15 protein-coding genes are annotated in these 19,100 nt (G+C 70.4%); 7 read left to right on the top strand and 8 right to left on the bottom strand.

The window, feature by feature from the left end; all coding sequences use genetic code 11:
* Positions 1-278 precede the first annotated feature (278 nt).
* From ABGB01_RS12925 to mtrA, 3 genes are all read right to left on the bottom strand, one after another.
* On the bottom strand, positions 279-2,015 hold the full coding sequence (locus ABGB01_RS12925) for an LpqB family beta-propeller domain-containing protein (RefSeq protein WP_347773503.1): 1,737 nt from the start codon (positions 2,013-2,015) through the stop codon (positions 279-281).
* Complete coding sequence (gene mtrB, locus ABGB01_RS12920; protein WP_347773502.1) at positions 2,002-3,648, bottom strand: MtrAB system histidine kinase MtrB; 1,647 nt, start codon at positions 3,646-3,648, stop codon at positions 2,002-2,004. Before mtrB ends, ABGB01_RS12925 begins: the two co-directional genes overlap by 14 nt.
* Positions 3,649-3,768: 120 nt before the next feature.
* The gene (gene mtrA, locus ABGB01_RS12915) at positions 3,769-4,446 is read right to left on the bottom strand and encodes an MtrAB system response regulator MtrA (RefSeq protein ID WP_043620615.1); all 678 of its coding nucleotides are present in this window, start codon (positions 4,444-4,446) and stop codon (positions 3,769-3,771) included.
* 491 nt (positions 4,447-4,937) lie between these two features.
* Between mtrA and ABGB01_RS12910 the strand changes: the two genes are divergently transcribed.
* The 5 genes from ABGB01_RS12910 to ABGB01_RS12890 all read left to right on the top strand — a co-directional run bounded on the left by ABGB01_RS12910 (position 4,938) and on the right by ABGB01_RS12890 (position 10,254).
* Complete coding sequence (locus tag ABGB01_RS12910; RefSeq protein WP_347773501.1) at positions 4,938-5,972, top strand: glycerophosphoryl diester phosphodiesterase membrane domain-containing protein; 1,035 nt, start codon at positions 4,938-4,940, stop codon at positions 5,970-5,972.
* Positions 5,969-6,634, top strand: coding sequence for a DUF4129 domain-containing protein (locus ABGB01_RS12905; protein WP_347773500.1), 666 nt, complete (start codon positions 5,969-5,971; stop codon positions 6,632-6,634). The genes ABGB01_RS12910 and ABGB01_RS12905 overlap by 4 nt, the downstream gene beginning before the upstream one ends.
* Positions 6,631-7,806 carry a DUF4350 domain-containing protein gene (locus ABGB01_RS12900; protein WP_347773499.1) on the top strand — a complete coding sequence of 392 codons (1,176 nt, stop codon included), beginning with the start codon at positions 6,631-6,633 and terminating at the stop codon, positions 7,804-7,806. The genes ABGB01_RS12905 and ABGB01_RS12900 overlap by 4 nt, the downstream gene beginning before the upstream one ends.
* Complete coding sequence (locus tag ABGB01_RS12895; protein ID WP_347773498.1) at positions 7,796-8,776, top strand: MoxR family ATPase; 981 nt, start codon at positions 7,796-7,798, stop codon at positions 8,774-8,776. The genes ABGB01_RS12900 and ABGB01_RS12895 overlap by 11 nt, the downstream gene beginning before the upstream one ends.
* 104 nt (positions 8,777-8,880) lie before the next feature.
* The gene (locus ABGB01_RS12890; protein WP_347773497.1) at positions 8,881-10,254 is read left to right on the top strand and encodes a DUF58 domain-containing protein; all 1,374 of its coding nucleotides are present in this window, start codon (positions 8,881-8,883) and stop codon (positions 10,252-10,254) included.
* Between the two features lie 81 nt (positions 10,255-10,335).
* Here the strand turns inward: ABGB01_RS12890 and ABGB01_RS12885 are convergent, their stop codons facing one another.
* Positions 10,336-11,328 (bottom strand): stage II sporulation protein M, encoded by a 993-nt coding sequence (locus tag ABGB01_RS12885; protein WP_347773496.1) that lies wholly within the window; start codon positions 11,326-11,328, stop codon positions 10,336-10,338.
* A gap of 51 nt (positions 11,329-11,379) precedes the next feature.
* Here ABGB01_RS12885 and ABGB01_RS12880 point away from each other — a divergent pair, with 51 nt between their 5' ends.
* Positions 11,380-12,363 carry an RDD family protein gene (locus ABGB01_RS12880; RefSeq protein WP_347773495.1) on the top strand — a complete coding sequence of 328 codons (984 nt, stop codon included), beginning with the start codon at positions 11,380-11,382 and terminating at the stop codon, positions 12,361-12,363.
* A 128-nt stretch (positions 12,364-12,491) separates the two neighbouring features.
* On the opposite strand, the gene ABGB01_RS12875 is transcribed toward ABGB01_RS12880, so the two are convergent.
* Together ABGB01_RS12875 and ABGB01_RS12870 are read right to left on the bottom strand one after the other, a co-directional pair.
* Positions 12,492-13,871, bottom strand: a complete 1,380-nt coding sequence (locus tag ABGB01_RS12875) for a hypothetical protein (protein WP_347773494.1) — start codon at positions 13,869-13,871, stop codon at positions 12,492-12,494.
* Between the two features lie 35 nt (positions 13,872-13,906).
* Positions 13,907-15,304, bottom strand: coding sequence for a hypothetical protein (locus ABGB01_RS12870; protein WP_347773493.1), 1,398 nt, complete (start codon positions 15,302-15,304; stop codon positions 13,907-13,909).
* Between the two features lie 166 nt (positions 15,305-15,470).
* Here ABGB01_RS12870 and ABGB01_RS12865 point away from each other — a divergent pair, with 166 nt between their 5' ends.
* Positions 15,471-16,106 (top strand): DUF305 domain-containing protein, encoded by a 636-nt coding sequence (locus ABGB01_RS12865; protein ID WP_347773492.1) that lies wholly within the window; start codon positions 15,471-15,473, stop codon positions 16,104-16,106.
* 56 nt (positions 16,107-16,162) lie between these two features.
* Here the strand turns inward: ABGB01_RS12865 and ABGB01_RS12860 are convergent, their stop codons facing one another.
* Positions 16,163-17,398 (bottom strand): adenosylhomocysteinase, encoded by a 1,236-nt coding sequence (locus ABGB01_RS12860; protein WP_347773491.1) that lies wholly within the window; start codon positions 17,396-17,398, stop codon positions 16,163-16,165.
* Positions 17,399-17,639: 241 nt separating this feature from the next.
* A complete protein-coding gene (gene ahcY / locus ABGB01_RS12855; protein ID WP_347773490.1) occupies positions 17,640-19,067 on the bottom strand; it encodes an adenosylhomocysteinase in 1,428 nt (475 codons plus the stop codon).
* Positions 19,068-19,100 lie beyond the last annotated feature (33 nt).

Raw genomic sequence — 19,100 nt, 5'->3', positions numbered from 1 at the left:
AGTACAGGCGAATCATCAAAATCGCGTCTCTAGGCAGTTTCGGCCCGGGAGGTCCGCCCTCAGCTGCTGACCTGCACGTTCAGGCCACAGTGCCCTCTAGGAGCCCCGAATTACGTCGAACCCGGGCCTTGGCGCCGCAGCCGGCGCACGTGCCGGGGAGAACCAGATCGAGAACGGCGGTCACCACGCCGCCCAGCATGCCGCCCGGCACCGACAGTTCCCGGCGACCACGCGGCGGCGAACTCCGGCGGACCGGCGAGCAGCGGCGGAGCGGCAGGTCAGCCCAGGGGGAAGAGAGGGCTGCCGGCGTTGGACTCGACCTTCGGGACCCAGGTCTGGCGGTCCTGGTTCAGCTCGACGATCTTCGTCTCCTTGTCGGTCCTCACTTCTCCCAGCACCCGGTCGTCCAGCGCCGCGAGCGAGGCGAGCCGGTCCTTCAACGGCACCCCCACCGTCTCCCCGTCGCCCACGTTGATCTCGTTCAGTATCTGCCCGGCCTTGCTCTCCACCAGGACCAGCAGGTGCTCGTCGTCGCTCCAGGTCACGTCGACGATCTCGTCTCCCACCTCGGTCGTGGCCAGGCTGCGGAAGTTGCCGAGCACGAGCCCGTCGGAGGTCGGGGTGAACGCGCCGATCTGCACGGTGTTCTCGCCCGTGGTGACGGACACCCGTACGCCGTCCCTGGCGATCCTCAGGCGGGCGACGTCAAGGCCGGCGAGCTTGGGCGCCGGGACCCGCTCGGGCTCCCGCCCGCTCGCCGGGTCGTACCGGAGCAGGACGCCGTTCTTGTTGTCGTACGTCCACAGGCTCCCGTCCCGGTGGAAGGTCGGAGGCGTGAGCTCCGTGCCCTGGATGACCTCCTGCCAGCGCCCGTCCTGCGCGAGCTTGGCCATGGAGATGCCGGTGGAGGTCTTGGCGGCGATGAGGCCGGTCTCCTCCTTCGACAGGGCGAAGTCGGTGTAGCCGGCGCGCTGCTCGCCCGCGGCGCCCGGCACGGCGCCGGCGGGACCTTCCTTGCCCATGAAGTGCACGGCGCCGTTGTCGACGAAGTAGGCGGTGTCGCCCCCGTCGTCCAGCCAGGGGTCGGCGGGGTCGGGCCGGTCGACGGCGTACGTCTCGCCGTCGACCTGGATCTCGATGATGCGCCCCTTGGCGACGTCGTTGTCGGCGAAGCTGTGCCTGATCTGCGCCCTGAGTGCGGCCTCCGCGCTCAGGTCGAGCGGATCGAGCGGGCCGGAGAGGTTGACCAGCACGCGCTCCTCGTTCCACCTGATGGACTCGATCGTCGTGTCCTCGGGGAAACTCGTGGTCACCGCGTCGCGAAGGGCCGTGGTGGGCTCTTTGAGCAGGCGTTCGAGAATGGTCCGCGCGAAGCTCTCCGTCGGCTTCATCCGCAGGCGCACGCGGTCGACGACGAGCCGGTCCGGCATGTCGGCGTTCAGGTAGTAGAGGTTCGCGGGGCGGTACGCGCGCACCACGTCGGAGTTGGTGAGCAGGAGCCCGGCGGGCAACTTGTTGACGAGGTAGCCGCCCTGCTGGGTCTTGACCAGCTCGAACGTCCCGCCGTCCCAGGTGCCGGCGGTGGGGGCATAGGCGTCGTCGGTCCCGATGCTGGCCACCCACTGGGCCTTGAGCGTCACCTGCAGCACGGTCTCCGTGCCGTCGCGCGGCGTGGGGTAGGTGATCTCGAACGCGTCCTCGATCACCTTCACCGGGCCGGCGGCGCTCCACTTGGCCCGTGCCTCGGGGGTCAGGTATTGGGGCAGGATCGACGGGTCGTCGGCATAGGCGGCCATGGCGGCCTGCAGGCCCTTGATGGTGTCCTCGGGCCCCCAGTTCGGCTGGGGCGGCATGGCGATCATGCGCTGGAACGGCTTGTTCAGCGGGTCGCCTCCGGTGCCGTCGTCACCCACCATGTACGGGCCGGTCACGGGGATCACGGTGCACCCGGTGCCCGCGGCGACCATGGCGAGAACGATCGCGACCGCGGTGCCAAGCCGCCTAATCGTCGTCATGACCGCCCCCGTCCGCCGAGGCGGGCAGCAGTACGGGTGTCATGGCGCCGCGCCACGTACGCCGCATCTCGATCTCCGGTGGCACCAGCGACAGCGGCGAGCCCTTCAGGTCGGCCCCTGCCGCCCGGGGCAGCGTCAGCCTGAACTGCGACCCCTCGCCCGGCTGCCCCCACGCCTGGAGCCAGCCGCCGTGCAGCGTGGCGTCCTCGCGGGAGATCGCCAGCCCGAGCCCCGTGCCGCCGATGGTGCGCGCACGCGAGGGGTCGGCCCGCCAGAACCGGTCGAAGACCAGCGTGTCCTCGCCGTTCTTCAGGCCGATCCCGTGGTCGCGCACGGCGATGGCGACGGCGTCCCTGTCGGCGCCCACGGTGACCACGACGTCCCTGCCCTCGCCGTGCTCGATCGCGTTGAACAGCAGGTTGCGCAGGATGCGCTCGACCCTGCGGTTGTCGATCTCGGCCATGCACGGCTCGTTGGGCAGCCGCAGCTCGAAGCGGGTCGAGTGGCGCTCGGCCAGCGCCTCGGAGTCGCCGATGGCCCGCAGCACGACGTCGCGCACGTCCACCGGCTCGAGGTCGAGCGTGGCGGCGCCGGCGTCGTAGCGGCTGATCTCCAGCAGGTCGGCCAGCATCGCCTCGAACCGCTCCAGCTGCGCCTGCATGAGCTCGGCGGAGCGGGAGGCCATCGGGTCGAAGTCCTCGCGGGCGTCGTAGAGCAGGTCGGCGGCCATGCGCACGGTGGTCAGCGGGGTGCGCAGCTCGTGGGAGACGTCGGAGACGAACTGCCGCTGGACCTGCGAGAGCTCCTCCAGCTGGTGGATCTTCAGCGCCAGGTTGGCGGCCATCTCGTTGAACGAGTTGGCCAGCCGGGCCAGGTCGTCCTCGCCGCGCACTTTGAGGCGTTCGTCCAGCTTGCCGGCGGCCAGACGTTCGGCGGCCTGGCGAGCGAGCCGTACGGGAGAGACGACCTGGCGGGCGACCAGGTACGCGATCGCGGCGAGCAGCAGCACGAGGCCGAGGCCCACCACGACGATGGCGAGCCTGACGTTGGTGAGCAGTTCCTCTTCCTCGGTGAACGGGAAGAAGTGGTAGACCTCGTAGTTCTGGCCGCTGGTGGGCACGTGCACCACGCCGCCGACCACGAAGGTGAGCCGGGGCTGGCTCTCGCCGGGAAACTTGATCTGCTGATGGATTCCGACGGGTTTGCCGTATTCGTGGTTGCGCATGTAGCGCTGCAGGTTCGCCCTGAGGCTGGGCGGCACGCTGGAGCGCACGACGCTGCCCGAGGCCCGCGACTGGCCCGGGATGGCCGGGTTGAGGATCAGCACGTCGTAGCGCTTCTTGGAGCCGTCCTCGCCCGAGCCCGTGACGGTGTCCATGACCTCGTCCAGCGGGTTGACCGCGCCGCTCTTGGCGGTGTCGGCGGTCTTGGTCTGCTCGTCCGTGTCGGGGGCGAGGGCGTCGGCGATCTGCAGGCGGTCGGCGAACGCGTCGCTGACGGAGGACTGCTGGCTGCTGTCGACCACCGACTTGTTGATCTGGCCGAACAGGAAGGTGCCGAGCACCACCACCACGATCACGGAGATCACCAGCGTGCTGGTGACGACCTGGAGTTGCAGCGAGCGCCGCCACACGCTGCGTGTCCTGCCCGCCGCACGACGAACCCGCCGGCGCGCTCCGCCGAGAATCTGGCGGAGCGTACGCCTGCGTGTTCTCGTCTTCGTGGTCGGGGGCATCGCAGGGGTGGGCGGAGGTCAGGCGGGTCCGGCTTTGTAGCCCACGCCGCGGACGGTCACGACGATCTCGGGGTGCTCGGGGTCCTTCTCGATCTTGGCCCTGAGCCGCTGGACGTGCACGTTGACCAGGCGCGTGTCGGCCGCGTGCCGGTAGCCCCACACCTGCTCGAGCAGGACCTCGCGGGTGAACACCTGGCGCGGCTTGCGGGCCAGCGCGACGAGCAGGTCGAACTCGAGCGGCGTGAGGTTGATGGTCTCCTCGCCGCGCTTGACCGAGTGTCCCGCCACGTCGATGGTGATGTCGCCGATCTGCAGGATCTCGGGGGTCGGCTCGTCGGTGCGGCGCAGGCGCGCGCGTACCCTGGCGACCAGTTCCTTCGGCTTGAACGGCTTGACGATGTAGTCGTCGGCACCTGACTCCAGCCCGAGTACGACGTCGATCGTGTCGCTCTTGGCCGTGAGCATGACGATCGGAACGCCCGACTCCGCCCTGATCCTGCGCGCGACGTCGATGCCGTCGGCCCCCGGCAACATCAGGTCGAGCAGCACCAGGTCGGGGCGTGTATCCCGGAAAGCGTCAAGGGCTTTGTCACCGTCGGAGACAAATGACGGCTCGAAACCCTCCCCCCGCAACACGATCCCCAACATCTCGGCGAGAGCGGCGTCGTCATCGACGACCAGCACGCGACCTTTCATGGCCCCTCATTCGTTCTACGCATTCTGGGACATACCCGCACGATCGCTGAAGGTTACCCTCGGCGAGCTCATGAGTGTGACTCGGAGCCCCGCAAAAGGCGAATTTCCGGTCCGCCCCCGCGATCGCCATCTCAGTCTGCGGTAACAGAGCAACTTTCTGCCATCCCTGGACGCGAACATGGGCCGGATTCGCCGAAGAATGCGGCCAAGCCGGGGCGTCGGATCAGCCCGGCTCCACTGGGCGACACCAATGTCCCGCCCAGCATGCCAGGATTGGGGATATGTCAGACGGTCACGGTCCCACGCCCGAGACGCCATCAGGCTGGTCGGCCGAACAGCCCCCGCCCTACAGCGCCCCGCCGGCCTCCCCGTGGACCGCGCCGGGCTCGCACCAACAATCCCCTCACGGAGCTCCCTACGGGCCGCAGCCGCCGCACGGGCCGCAGCCGCCTTATCCGCAACATCCGTATCCTCAGCCCGGATACGGCGCCATGCCGCCGCCGCCCGCGCTCCGGCCGGGCATCATCCCGCTGCGCCCGCTGCAACTCGGCGACCTGCTCGACGGCACGATCAAGCTCATCAGGTCCAACCCGAAAGCCGTGCTCGGCCTGTCGGCCGTCGCCGCCCTGCTCGCGTCCGTGCCCCTGGCGGTGGGGCAGGCGTTCCTGCTCAACTCCGTGGGCAGCGCGCTCGCCGACCCCGACAGCCTGGTCGCCACGCAGGGCGAGCTCACCGGCCTGTACGGCTTCGCCGCCCAGTACGGCGGCACCCTGATCTCCTACGCCATCCAGTTCGTCGTGGTCACCCTGCTGACCGGCGTGCTGACCCGCATCCTCGGCCGGGCCGTCTTCGGCGGCAAACTCACCGCCGGCGAGGCCTGGCAGCTGGTCAAGGGCCGGGTGCCGGCGTTGTTCGGCGTGGTGGGGCTGATGGCCGCGATCATGCTGGTGCCCGCCCTCGTCCTCGTGCTGCTCATCGTGGCCTTCTCGCTCAACGCCGGCGCCGGCGACTTCGGCTGGCTGGCCCTGCTGAGCATCCTGTTCATCGTCGTGTACATCGGCTACTACCTGTTCATGAGGACCCGCTTCGCGTTCGCCTCGCCCGCCGTGGTCCTCGAGGGCCGCAGCCCGATCGACGCCATGCGCCGCTCGTGGCACCTGGTGACCGGCGACTTCTGGCGGGTGTTCGGCATCCTGCTGCTCACCTCGCTGCTCGTCGGGCTCGTGGCGGGCATCCTGTCGGTGCCGTTCACGATCGCGGGCACGCTCTTCGGCATGCTCGGCGCGGGATCGGCGGCCACGGCGGTCGTGTCGGCCGTGCTGATCGCCATCGGCGGCACGCTGAGCGCCATGTTCGTCTATCCGTTCGAGGCGGGGGTCGCCGGTCTGCTCTACGCCGACCGCCGCATGCGGAGTGAGGCGTTCGACCTCGTCCTGCAGACCGCGGCCATCGAGCAGCAGCGCCAGGGCTGGGTGCACGCCTCCGCCGACGAGCTCTGGCACCCGTCCAACTCCGCCAGGTCGTGAGCCCGATCGACAGGGAGGAGGCCGCGCGGCAGGCAGCACGCGAGCTGCTCGACCCCGCCTACGAGACGGAGTCGCTGCCCGACCGGATCTACCGGTGGGTCATGCAGTTCCTGGGCGACCTGATCGACGCGGCCACGGGCGGCGGCTCGGCCGGCGGGATCATCGCGTCCGTGGTGATCGTGCTGATCATCCTGGGGGTGATCGTGCTGATCTCGTGGCAGCTGCGCAGGTCCGCGCGTAAGAACGCGCCGGAGACGGGCGCGCTGTTCGGCGAGCGGGCGATGAGCGCGGCCGAGCACCGGCAGGCGGCGGAAAGGCTGGCCGGCGAAGGGCAGTGGACTCCCGCCGTCCAGGAACGCCTCCGTGCCATCGCCCGCGACCTGGAGGAGCGCGCGCTCGTCGACGGAATGCCCGGGCGCACGGCCGACGAGCTGGCCGCCGAGGCCGCCGTCTCCCTTCCGGGCTTCGCGGACGAGCTGGCCGCGGCGGCCCGCTCGTTCGACGACGTCACGTACGGCGGGGTGCCCGGCACCCGCGACGCCTATACGCGGATGGCCGGCCTCGACGACCGCGTCAGCCAGGCCCGCCCGGTCCCCATCGTGTCCCCCGCTTCTGCGGCGCCTGGCGCGAGCCCGTGGCCGGGGAGCGGAGGGGCCTCATGAGCGTGACCACGACCCCTCCGGCCGCCGGTTCCCGGCCGACCTCCCCGACCCCCCGCTCCACCTGGCGCGCCGGCCGGCTCATCGTGCTGCTCGGCCTGGTCGTCGTGCTCGCGGCGGTGGCGAGCGTGCTGCTCGGCTCCGGCGGGCGCCCCGCACGGCCTCTGGACCCCGACGACACCTCGCTGACGGGCTCCAGGGCCCTGGCCGAGCTGCTGCGCGAGAAGGGCGTCACCGTCGACCGGGTCGACTCCACCCAGGCCGCCGTCGACAAGGCCGCCACGGGCGACCGCCTGCTGCTCATCACCGACCAGGCGTACGTCGACCAGCGCCGCCTCGCCGAGCTCCCCGGCGACCGGCTGATCGTCGGCGACGTCATCGGCCTGCCCGCCCTGGCTCCCGGCGTGCGCACGCTGCCCCAACCCGCGCGGCCCCGATCGCGCGAGGCCGAGTGCCGGCTGCCCGCCGCCCAGGCCGCCGGCAGCGCCTACATGGGCGGCGTCGCCTTCCGCGGCCCGCCCGGCTCGACCGGCTGCTACCCGGCGGGCGACGGGCACACGCTGGTCAGCTACGCCAACGGCGGGGGCGTCACCACCGTCGTCGGCGACGGCGGCTTCATGACCAACCAGCGGCTGGCCGAGGACGGCAACGCGGCGCTCGCGCTCAACCTCCTCAGCACCGGCAAGCCCGTGACCTGGCTCGTCCCCCCGGACAACCCGCCGCCCAGGGAGCTGGCCGGCGAGCAGGGCCAGTCGATGTACGACCTGATGCCCGGCAACGTCCGCTGGGTCATCTTCATGGCGATCATCGCCGTGGCGCTCACGGCGTTCTGGCGGGGCAGGCGGCTCGGGCCGGTGGTGGTGGAGAAGCTGCCCGTCGTCGTCAGGGCCGCCGAAACGGTCGAGGGGCGTGGCCGGCTCTACCGGGCCAGGCACGCCAGGGAACGCGCGGCCGCCGCGCTGCGCGCGGGCACGATCGACCGGCTCACGGCCAGGCTGGGGCTCGGCCACGGCGCGGGGCCGCATGAGGTCGTCGCGGCGCTCGCCGCCCGCACGGTGGAGGACCCGCACCAGCTCGGCGCGGCACTGTACGGCCCGCCGCCGGCGGACGACGCCGGGCTCGTCGAACTGGCCGGATACTTGGACTTGATCGAAAGGCAGTTGAGTGAACTTTGACGAGACCTACCGCGTGACGAGTTCGGGCGACTCGGCGAGAGAGGCGCTGGCGGCGTTGCGCACCGAGGTGTCCAAGGCCGTGGTCGGGCAGGACGCGGTGGTGACGGGCATGGTCATCGCGCTGCTGTGCAAGGGCCACGTGCTCCTCGAAGGCGTGCCGGGCGTGGCCAAGACGCTGCTGGTGCGCACTATCTCGGCGGCCCTGTCGCTCGACTTCAAGCGGGTGCAGTTCACGCCCGACCTGATGCCGGGCGACGTGACAGGGTCGCTGATCTACGACGCGAAGACGGCGCGGTTCGAGTTCCGCGAGGGCCCGGTGTTCACCAACCTGCTGCTCGCCGACGAGATCAACCGCACCCCGCCGAAGACGCAGGCCGCCCTGCTCGAAGCGATGGAGGAGCGGCAGGTCAGCGTCGAGGGCGCGGCCCGGGCGCTGCCCGACCCCTTCGTGGTGTGCGCCACCCAGAACCCCGTCGAGTACGAAGGCACCTACCAGCTTCCCGAGGCGCAGCTCGACCGGTTCCTCGTCAAGCTGACCGTGCCGCTGCCGCCGCGCGAGCAGGAGATCTCGGTGCTCGACCGGCACGCCCGCGGCTTCGACCCCCGCGACCTGTCGGAGGTCAAGGCCGTCGCCACGGCCGCCGACCTGGCCGCGGGCCGGGAGGCGGTGGCCGGCGTGCACGTGGCTCCGGAGGTGCTCGGCTACATCGTCGACGTCGCCCGCGCCACCAGGAGCTCGCCGGCGCTGCAACTCGGCGTCTCGCCGCGCGGCGCCACCGCCCTGCTCGCGGCCTCCCGGGCGTGGGCGTGGTTGTCCGGGCGCCAGTACGTCACGCCCGACGACGTGAAGGCGCTGGCCAGGCCCGCGCTGCGGCACCGCGTCCAGCTCCGGCCCGAGGCCGAGCTGGAGGGGGCGACCGCGGACGGCCTGCTCGACGGCATCCTCGCCTCCGTCCCCGTCCCCCGCTGACGGGAGGAGCGACTGATGGCACGGAGCGAACCCGACGCAGCGAGCGGAGTGGAGGGCCGACGCAGGAGGCACTCCGCGCAGCGAGTGAGGAGGGTGAGCGACCCATGGCACTGACCGGACGTGCCGGGCTTCTCGCGGCGATCGGGATCCTGGTGGTGATGTTCGCGCCTCTGCCGGGGCCCGCGCTGGCCGGGGTGTGCCTGCTGCTGGCCGCCGCGATCATCGTGGACCTGGTGTTCGCCGGCGCGGTGCGCCCGCTGAGGTTCCACCGCTCCGGCGAGACCCTGATGCGCCTGGGCCAGCGGGCCACGGTGGAGCTGGTGGTGGAGAATCCGGGTCCCCGGCGCGTACGCGGCGTGCTCAGGGACGCCTGGCAGCCCTCCGCGGGAGCCTCGCCCCGTGTCGCCCCGCTGGACGTGCCGGCCGGCGAGCGTCGCAAGATCGTGGTGACCCTCGATCCGACCAGGCGCGGCGACCGGACGTCCGTGGCGGTCACGGTGCGCTCGGTCGGGCCGCTCGGCCTGGCCGCCCGCCAGGGCAGCCACCGGGCTCCGTGGTCGGTGCGGGTGCTGCCGCCGTTCCTGTCGCGCAAGCATCTGCCCTCCAGGCTGGCCAGGCTGCGCGAGCTGGACGGGCAACATCCGGCGCTGGTGCGCGGGCAGGGCACCGAGTTCGACTCGCTGCGCGAATACGTGGTGGGCGACGACGTACGCTCCATCGACTGGCGGGCCACCGCGCGCCGCCACGACGTCGTGGTGCGCACCTGGCGTCCCGAGCGTGACCGCCGCGTGCTGATCGTGCTCGACACCGGCCGCACCTCGGCGGGCCGGGTGGGTGACGCGCCGATCCCTCTGGCCGGCGCGGGGGGAGGAGGCGGCGGGCTGCTGGCGCGACCCGATCCGCGGCCGGCTCCCGGCTGGCCGCGGCTCGACTGGTCGATGGACGCCGCGCTGCTGCTGGCCGCCCTGGCCGCCAGGGCCGGCGACCAGGTGGACTTCCTGGCCTACGACCGGGCGGTACGCGCGTGGGTGAGCGGCGAGTCGCGTACCGAACTGTTGTCGTCGCTGGTCAACGCGATGGCGCCGATCGAGGCGGAGCTGATCGAGGCCGACTCGCAGGGCATGGTGGCCGCCATCCTGTCCAGGGCGAAGCGGCGCTGCCTGGTCGTGTTGCTGACCGACCTCAACTCGGCGGCCCTGGACGAAGGGCTGATGCCGGTGCTGCCGCAGTTGTCCGCGCGGCACCTGGTGCTGGTCGCCGGGGTTTCCGATCCGCGGGTGGCGGCCATGGCCGGCCGCCGCGACTCGACCGAGGAGGTCTACGACGCGGCCGCCGCCGAGCACGCGCAGCTCGGGCGCAGGCGCATCACCGCCAGGCTGCGCCGGCACGGGGTCGAGGTGGTCGACGCGGCGCCGGACGACATCGCGCCCGCGCTCGCGGACGCGTACCTGGCGTTGAAGGCAGCAGGACGCCTCTGACACCGGAGGACGCCGCGAAGGCGAGGCCCAGGAGGACGCCGCGGAGGCCGGGTGCGGCAGGGCGCCCCCGATCGCCTGCCGTCAGGCTGACGGAGCGACGTCGGGGGCGCGTTCGAGGTCGCCGGTCTCGTTCCGCGCCAGCGCCCGGCGGCCGAAGACGATCACGTACGTCAGGAAGACCGCCTCGGCGAGCACCCCGATGCCCACCCGCGCCCACGTCGGCAGCCCTGACGGGGTCACGAACGCCTCGATCAGCCCCGACACGAACAGCACCACGACCAGTCCGAGCGCCACGCTCATCACCGCCCTGCCCTGCTCGGCCAGCGCCTCGACCCGCTTGCGGGGGCCGGGGTCGACGACCGTCCAGCCCAGGCGCATGCCGACGGCCGCCGCGAGGAACACCGCGGTCAGCTCCAGGAGCCCGTGCGGCATGATGAGACCGAAGAAGATATCCAGTTTGTCCCTGGAGGCCATGAGGCCGCCGGAGACGGCGACGTTCTCGGCGTTGGCGTAGAGCGCGTACGGGATCGGCAGCCCCAGCAGCACCGAATAGGCGATCATCAACGCCGAGACCCACGCGTTGTTCACCCACACGCGGCTGGCGAAGGACGCGGCGGGATTCTCCGAGTAGTAGTCGGCGAAGTCCTCCTCGACCAGCTGGGTGATCTCCTCAGGGCTGGCGATGGCGGCCTGGACCTCGGGGTTGTTCGCGACCCACGTGCCCATCACGAACGCGACCACCAGGAACGCGGCCGAGCTCGCCAGCCACCACCACCGGGCCCGGTAGGCCACCACGGGGAACGTCACCGTGAAGAACCTCGTCAGCTCCCGCCAGGCCGGCGTGTGCGCGCCGGTCACCGCGGACCTGGCCCTGGCCACCAGCGCGGACAGCCGCCCGGCCAGCATCGGGTCGTTCGACGAGGAGCGCACGATGGACAGATGCGTCGAAACCCGCTGATACAGGTCGACCAGCTCGTCCACCTCGACGCCCGTCAACGACGAACGATTCTTCACCAGGTAGTCGAGCCGGTCCCACACGGGGCGGTGCGCCGCGACGAAAGCATCGATGTCCACCCGAACATTCTGGCCGCTCAATCAGTGCGACATAGCCGTTAGGCTCCACTTATGTCGGAGGTTGTGACCGGCGACGCCGTCGTCGTCGAAGTGCGGGTGGCCCAGATGCCCTCGCGGGCGCTGGCGGTCGTCATTGACATGGCGGTGCAGTTCACGGCGATGCTCGGCGCCTACGCGCTCTTAGGAGCGTTCGCCGGCGTCACGGATCTGGCCATGTTCAGCGCTGTCATGATCGTGCTGATGGTGCTGGTGATGATCGGTTATCCCGTGATCTTCGAGTCCGTCACCAGGGGCCGCAGCCTCGGCAAGCTGGCGCTCGGGCTCCGGGTGGTCAGCGACGACGGCAGCCCCGAGCGCTTCAGGCAGGCACTGTTCCGCGGGCTGGCCGGGGTGGTGGAGTTCTGGCTGCTCGCCGGCGCGCCGGCACTGATCGCCTCGCTGGTCTCGCAGCGGGGCAAGCGGCTGGGCGACGTGTTCGCGGGCACCATCGTGATCTCAGACCGGGCGCCGCGCGACGCGGGGCAGGTCATCATGATGCCGCCGCCGCTGGCGAGCTGGGCGGCCACGCTGGAGCTCTCCCAGCTGCCCGACGAGGTGGCGCAGGCGGCCAGACAATATCTGTTGCGCTGGGCTGACCTGTCGCCGCAGGTCCAGCACGAGATGGGCGTGCGCATCGCGACCCAGGTGGCGTCCTTCGTCTCCCCCGCGGCCCCTGCCGGGACGCCGCCGTACGCCTACCTGAGCGCCGTCCTGGCCGAGCGCCGCCGCCGGGAGCAGGCCCGGTTCGCGCAGCGGGCGGCAAACGGCGGCGCGCCCCAGGGCCCGTACGCGCCGCCCTCGCCGGTCCCGTACCCGCAGCCCGGCCCTCCGCCGCCGGGCTCATATCCACAGCCCGGCCCTCCGCCGCCGGGTTCGTACGGCCCCTACGCGCAGCCAGGGCCTCCTCCGGCGGCTCCCCACCTGCCGCCCGGCGCGCCCGCCCCCGCGCCGGAGCCGCCACAGGCGACCCCGGGCGGGTTCGCGCCGCCCCAGTGAGGGAGCGCCGTCGTCTGGAGGAGCGCCGGGAGCGCAGCGACCAGAGCGGGGGAAGACGGCGGCATCTGGCGACCGAACCCGCCGAGCGGAGTGAGGCCATGAACACGTGAGGGAGCGCAGCAACGAACTCAATGCCATCCGTTGTGGTAGGACTCCTGCGTCTGCGCGTTGAACCGGTCGGTACGCACGTGCCTGGCGCTGTCCGTGAGCCGGTCGTCGATCTTGACGACGTCGAAGCCCTCGTGGAAGTCGGCCGCGTAGATGTAGCCGTTGTAGTAGTAGGCGGACCAGATGCCGCCGCCACCGCCGCCCGAGCGGGGGCCGCGTTCGAAGTAGCCGATCTCCCTGGGGTTGGTGGAGTCGGTGAAGTCCCAGACCGACAGCCCGCCCATGTACCACGCCTGGACCATGATGTCGCGGCCCTTGACGGGGATCAGCGAGCCGTTGTGGGCGACGCAGTTCTCGCTGTCGTCCTGGTGACGGGAGATCTTGAAGTAGCTCTTGAAGACGAGTTGCCCGCGCGCGATGTCGTAGATCGCGTCGGCGCCGCGGTTCGGGCCGGTGGCCTCGTTGCAGGTGGCCGCGCCCCCGCCGCCGAGCTCGTCGGTGAAGACGACCTTCTTGGCGTTGTTGCTGAAGGTCGCCGAGTGCCAGAAGGCGAAGTTGGGGTCGGTGGTCCTGGCGGTGACCTTCGGGTCGAGCCTGTCGGAGATGTCGAACAGCACGCCGTCGCCCATGCACGCGCCCGCCGCGATGTCCTTCTCGGCGTACGCGGTGATGTCGTGGCAGCCGGTGGTGGGGATGAGCAGGCCGGGCTGGTCCTCGTTGCCGCCGTCGGGGAAGACGACCGGGGTGGCCGCGACGTGGGCGGCCTCCGGGTGGCGCAGCGGCACCTTGATGATCGAGATCTTGTCGTGCGGCGGCCGGCAGTCGGGGAAGTTCGCCGCCGGCAGGTACGAGGAGACGTAGACGTAGACGTTCTTGTTCCGGTCGCGGCCCTTGCCCGGCACCAGGGTCAGGGTGTGGGAGCCGCAGGCCGTCTCGACCGCCTTGACGTACCTCGGCCTGGTCTTGTTGGAGATGTCGAAGATGCGAACGCCTTCCCAGGCGTCCTTCTCGGACGCGGGCCGGTCCGTGCTGGCGCAGGAGTCGTCGCTGCGGGAGCTGTCGACGGCGGCGAACAGCAGGTCGCCGTAGACGCTGACGTCCATCTGCCCGCCGGGGCAGACGACGGAGCTCACGGCCCTGGCCTTCTTGGGGTTCCTGATGTCGTAGATGGAGAAGCCGCCGTAGTTGCCGACGTAGGCGTAGCCGCCCTGGAAGGCGATGTCGGTGTTGATGGTCGAGGCGATGGCGTCCGGCTTGGGGACGTTCCTGACGTGGGTCACGTTGGGGCTGGTGACGACGGCGTCAGGTGGCGGGATGTCACTGGCGGTCGCGGGTAACGCGGTGAGGAGCAGGGCGACGGCTGCCCCGGCCATCGTGAGGACACGGCGCGGGCTGGACATGCGGGATGCCTCCTTCGTACGGGACCGGCGGCCGGTCAGTGGTGACCGTGGCCACGCTCGGGGTAGGACGTCTGGGTCTGCGCGTTGAGCTCGCGCATCTTGACGCCGTTCGCCCGGTTCGTACGCCAGTCGTTGATCTTCAGCACATCGAGGCCCAGGTTGAAGTCGGAGCCGTAGATGTGGCCGTTGTAGTAGTAGGCCGACCAGAAGCCGCCGCTGAGCGCCGGCGCGGTGTTGTCGGGGCCTCGCTCGAAGTAGGCGATCTCCTGCGGGTGCGCCGAGTCGGTGAAGTCGACCACCGAGATGCCGCCCTGGTACCACGCCTGCACCATGATGTCGCGGCCCTTCACGGGGATCAGCGAGCCGTTGTGGGCGACGCAGTTCTCGCTGTCGTCCTGGTGCCTGGGGATCTTGAAGTAGCTCCTGAAGACGAGCTGTCCCCGCTTGATGTCGAAGTAGGCGTTGGCGCCCCGGTTGGGCCCGATGGCCTCGTTGCAGGTGGCCGCGCCGCCACCGCCGAGCTCGTCGGTGAAGATCACCTTCGTGCCCTCGTTGTTGAACGTGGCCGAGTGCCAGAAGGCGAAGTTTTCCTCGTCGCGCGCGGTCGCGGTGACCTTGGGCCGCTCGGGGTCACGGATGTCGAGCAGGATGCCCTCACCCATGCAGGCGCCCGCCGCGATGCCCTTCTCCGGGTAGGCGGTGATGTCGTGGCAGCCCGTGGTGGCGGACCTGCCGTCGGGATAGGGCAGTTGCTTGCCCGGGTAGCCGCCGTCGGGGAACAGGTTGGGCGTCGCGATGACGGTGGCGGCGGACGGGTTCCGCAGCGGCACCTTGATGATCGAGATGAGGTCGTGCGGCGTCCGGCAGTCGGGGAACGCGTCGCTCGGGCCGTAGGAGGAGACGTAGATGTAGACGTTGCGCCCCCGCCGGTCGGGGACCAGGGTGTGCGTGTGCGAGCCGCAGTTCGTCTCGACCGCCTTGATGTACTTCGGGTGGGACTTGTCGGAGACGTCGAAGATGCGTACGCCCTCCCACGACTCCTTGACGGAGGCGGGCTGCGAGGTGCTGTTGCACGAGTCGTCGTTACGCGAGGAGTCGACCGAGCCGAACAGCAGGTCGCCGTGGACGCTCACGTCCATCTGGCCGCCGGGGCAGACCACGGAGCTGACGAGCGAGGTTCGCTTGGGGTTGCGGATGTCGTAGATCGAGAAGCCGTAGTAGTTCCCGACGTACGCGTAGTCACCCTGGAAGGCCATGTCCGTGTGGATGTCGGCCAGGGCCTCGGGTTTGGGCACGTTCGTGACGTGCTTGATGTTCGGGCTCATGACGATCTCGCCAGGAGCCGGGATGTCCGCAGCCTGGACCGGCAGGGTGGCGCCGGCCAGCGCGACCAGGGCCGCGACCAGGATGAGGACCCTGCGGCGGGTGAACACTCGGGGACCTCCGATAAAGGGGGCATAAACCTCCGTTATGGTCGCTCTCTTCACCGCCGTTGACCAGCGTCCAATCTGTCAATTTTTGTTCCGGTTCGACCTCTTTCCCAACCGGGGTTCATGACTTAGAGTGCGCATTCTCCACCACGTTTGTCAGGGAGGCTGGGTGCGCGCCGCGCTCATTGTCGTCATGGCCACGGTCGTCACCCTCACCGGCTGCAGCTCCAGCACGTCACCTCAGGCGCCACGGGCCGGCTCGACCGCCCCCGTGATCGCGCCCGGCCGCCCGGGCGAGCAGGACAGGACACTCTCGCCGGCCGAGGCCGCCACCGCAGTGCCCTCCCCCACCCCCAACGCCGCCGACGTGACCTATGTCCAGGACATGATCGTCCATCACCGGCAGGCCCTGGACATGGCGCTGCTGGCCCCGACCAGGGCGGAGTCGGCCAAGGTGAAGAGCCTGGCCGACCGGATCAAGGCGGCCCAGGCCCCCGAGATCCAGTACATGACCACGTGGTTGCGGGAGCAGGAGCAGAAGGTGCCCGACCACCACGCGGCGCACGACGGCATGCCCGGCATGGCAACGCCGGAGCAGCTGGAGGCGCTGCGGGCGGCGACGGGCAAGGACTTCGACCGGATGTTCCTGCAGCTCATGATCAACCACCACCAGGGGGCGATCACGATGTCGGAGAAGGTGCTGAGCAGCGGCTCCCACATCAGGATCGAGGAGCTGGCCGGCGACGTGAGCGTCACCCAGATGGCCGAGATCCGCCGCATGCGCGAGATGCAGGCGGCGCTGTAGCGACGCCGCAGCCGAAGCGCCGCCCCTCAGGAGCCGCGAGCGAGAAGGTCCGCCTCTCAGGAGCCGACGCGCCAGGAGTGCAGGTAGTCCTCCTGCTCGGCGGTGAGCTCGTCGATGCCGATGCCGGTGGCGGCCAGCTTGAGCCTGGCCACCTCGTGGTCGATCTCCGGCGGCACGTCATAGACGCCCGGCTCCAGGCGCGCCCGCTCTCCGGCCAGCCACGCCACAGCCAGGGCCTGCGCCGAGAACGACATGTCCATGACCGCGGCCGGGTGCCCCTCGGCGGCCGTCAGGTTGACCAGCCGGCCCTCGGCGAGCAGCAGCAGGCGGCGCCCGTCGGGCATGACGTACTCGTCGGTGTTGGGCCGCACGCCACGGATCACCTCGACGGCCAGCTCGTCCAGCGCTCGCACGTCGATCTCCACGTCGAAGTGTCCCGCGTTGGCCAGGATCGCGCCGTCCTTCATGGCGGCCAGGTGCTCGGCCCTGATCACGTCGCGGTTGCCGGTCACGGTGATGAACAGGTCGCCGAGCAGCGCCGCCTGCGCCATCGGCCGCACCTCGTAGCCCTGCAGCGTCGCGTCGAGCGCCTTAACGGCGTCGATCTCGGTGACGATCACCCGCGCGCCGAAGCCCTTGGCCCGCTCGGCCACCCCGCGCCCGCAGAACCCGAACCCGGCCACGACCACCGTGCGCCCCGCGAGCATGATGTTGGTGGCCCGCATGATCCCGTCGAGCGTCGACTGCCCGGTGCCGTAGCGGTTGTCGAACATGCGCTTGGTGCGGGTGTCGTTCACGGCCACGACCGGGAACTTCAGCGCGTGCTCCGCGGTCATCTGGCGCAGCCTGATGATCCCCGTGGTGGTCTCCTCGCAGCCGCCGCCGACGCCGTCGAGCAGGTCGGTACGCTCGGTGTGCAGGATGTTCACCAGGTCGCACCCGTCGTCGAGCACGAGGTCGGGCCCGAAATCGAGCGCCTGGTGGATGTGCCGGTAGTAGGTCGGCCGGTCGACGCCGGCCCGCGCGTGCACCGCGATCCCGTACGTACGCAACGCCTCGGCCACATCGTCCCGCGTCGACAGCGGGTTGGAGGCGGCGAGCGCGATCTCGGCGCCCCCCGCCTTCAGCGCTCCCATGAGGACGGCCGTCTCGGCGGTGACGTGCAGGCAGGCCGCGATCTTCACCCCGTCCAGCGGCCGTTCCAGGCCGAAGCGCTCGCCGATCGCCGTCAACACCGGCATCGAACGCGCGGCCCACGAGATCTGCCGCTCACCGCTTTCCCAGACGTCCATGGCTCACCTGTAACCGAAGAAGACGGCCAAGAACGCGCTCGTAACGGCGAGATTCCCGTGAGCCTTCACGACCGGCCATGACGGACGGAAGCGGCGTCGGCGCGTGCGGGTGACTTGGCCTGCCGTAAAAGATGGGGTTGGTGCGCTCCGCGGGAGCGCGCACCGCTCCGAGGGGAGAGCCCTCTCGGAGCGGTGGTGAAACGGAGAAGCCCCCGATGACAGCGGAGGAGCTCCCGAAGGATCAGTAGCGATAGTGGTCGGGCTTGTACGGGCCCTCGACGTGGACGCCGATGTAGGCCGCCTGCTCCTTGGTGAGCTCGGTGAGCTTGACGCCGAGGGCGTCGAGGTGCAGGCGGGCGACCTTCTCGTCGAGGTGCTTCGGCAGCGTGTAGACGCCGATCGGGTAGTCGGCCGTCTTGGTGAACAGCTCGATCTGGGCGATCACCTGGTTGGTGAACGAGTTGGACATGACGAAGCTCGGGTGGCCGGTCGCGCAGCCGAGGTTCATCAGGCGGCCCTCGGCGAGCACGAGGATCGTGTGGCCGTCGGCGAAGACCCACTCGTCGACCTGGGGCTTGATGGTGTTGCGCTGGATGCCGGGCAGCTTGGCGAGGCCGGCCATGTCGATCTCGTTGTCGAAGTGGCCGATGTTGGAGACGATCGCCTGGTGCTTCATCCGCGCCATGTGGTCGGCGGTGATGATGTTGAAGTTGCCCGTGGCGGTGACGAAGATGTCGGCGGTGCCGACGACCTCGTCCAGCGTGGTCACCTGGTAGCCGTCCATGGCCGCCTGGAGCGCGCAGATCGGGTCGATCTCGGTGACGATCACGCGGGCGCCCTGGCCGCGCAGCGCGTCGGCGCAGCCCTTGCCGACGTCGCCGTAGCCGCAGACCACGGCCACCTTGCCGCCGATGAGCACGTCGGTGGCGCGGTTGAGGCCGTCGATGACGGAGTGGCGGCAGCCGTACTTGTTGTCGAACTTGGACTTGGTGACCGAGTCGTTGACGTTGATGGCCGGGAAGAGGAGCTGGCCGTTCTTGTGCATCTCGTAGAGGCGGTGCACGCCGGTGGTGGTCTCCTCGGTGACGCCCTTGATGCTCTCGGCGATCCTGGTCCACTTCTTGTCGGCGCCGACCGTGCGGTTGAGCAGGTCGATGATGACGTGCCACTCTTCTGGGTCGTCGGCGGTGGCGGCGGGCACGGCGCCGGCCTTCTCGTATTCGGCGCCCTTGTGCACCAGCAGCGTGGCGTCGCCGCCGTCGTCGAGGATCATGTTGGGGGCGCCGCCGTCAGGCCAGGTCAGCGCCTGCTCGGTGCACCACCAGTATTCCTCCAGGGTCTCGCCCTTCCAGGCGAAGACCGGCACGCCCTTCGGGTCGTCGACGGTGCCGTCGGGCCCGACGACCACCGCGGCGGCGGCGTGGTCCTGCGTGGAGAAGATGTTGCAGCTGACCCAGCGGACCTCGGCTCCGAGCGCCACCAGCGTCTCGATGAGGACGGCGGTCTGGATCGTCATGTGCAGGGAGCCCATGATCTTCGCGCCCGCCAAAGGTCGCGTGTCCGAGTAGTCGCGGCGCACGGCCATGAGGCCGGGCATCTCGTGCTCGGCGAGCCGGATCTCCTTACGACCGAAGTCGGCAAGTGAAAGGTCTGCGACCTTGAAGTCCATCGGGTTTCCCCTCGCGTCACTGATGGTTGTCGC

Source organism: Nonomuraea sp. B5E05 (assembly GCF_039880665.1).
Classification (GTDB): domain Bacteria; phylum Actinomycetota; class Actinomycetes; order Streptosporangiales; family Streptosporangiaceae; genus Nonomuraea.
Note: the sequence above shows the minus strand (reverse complement) of the source record. Positions and strands in the feature narration are given on the sequence as shown.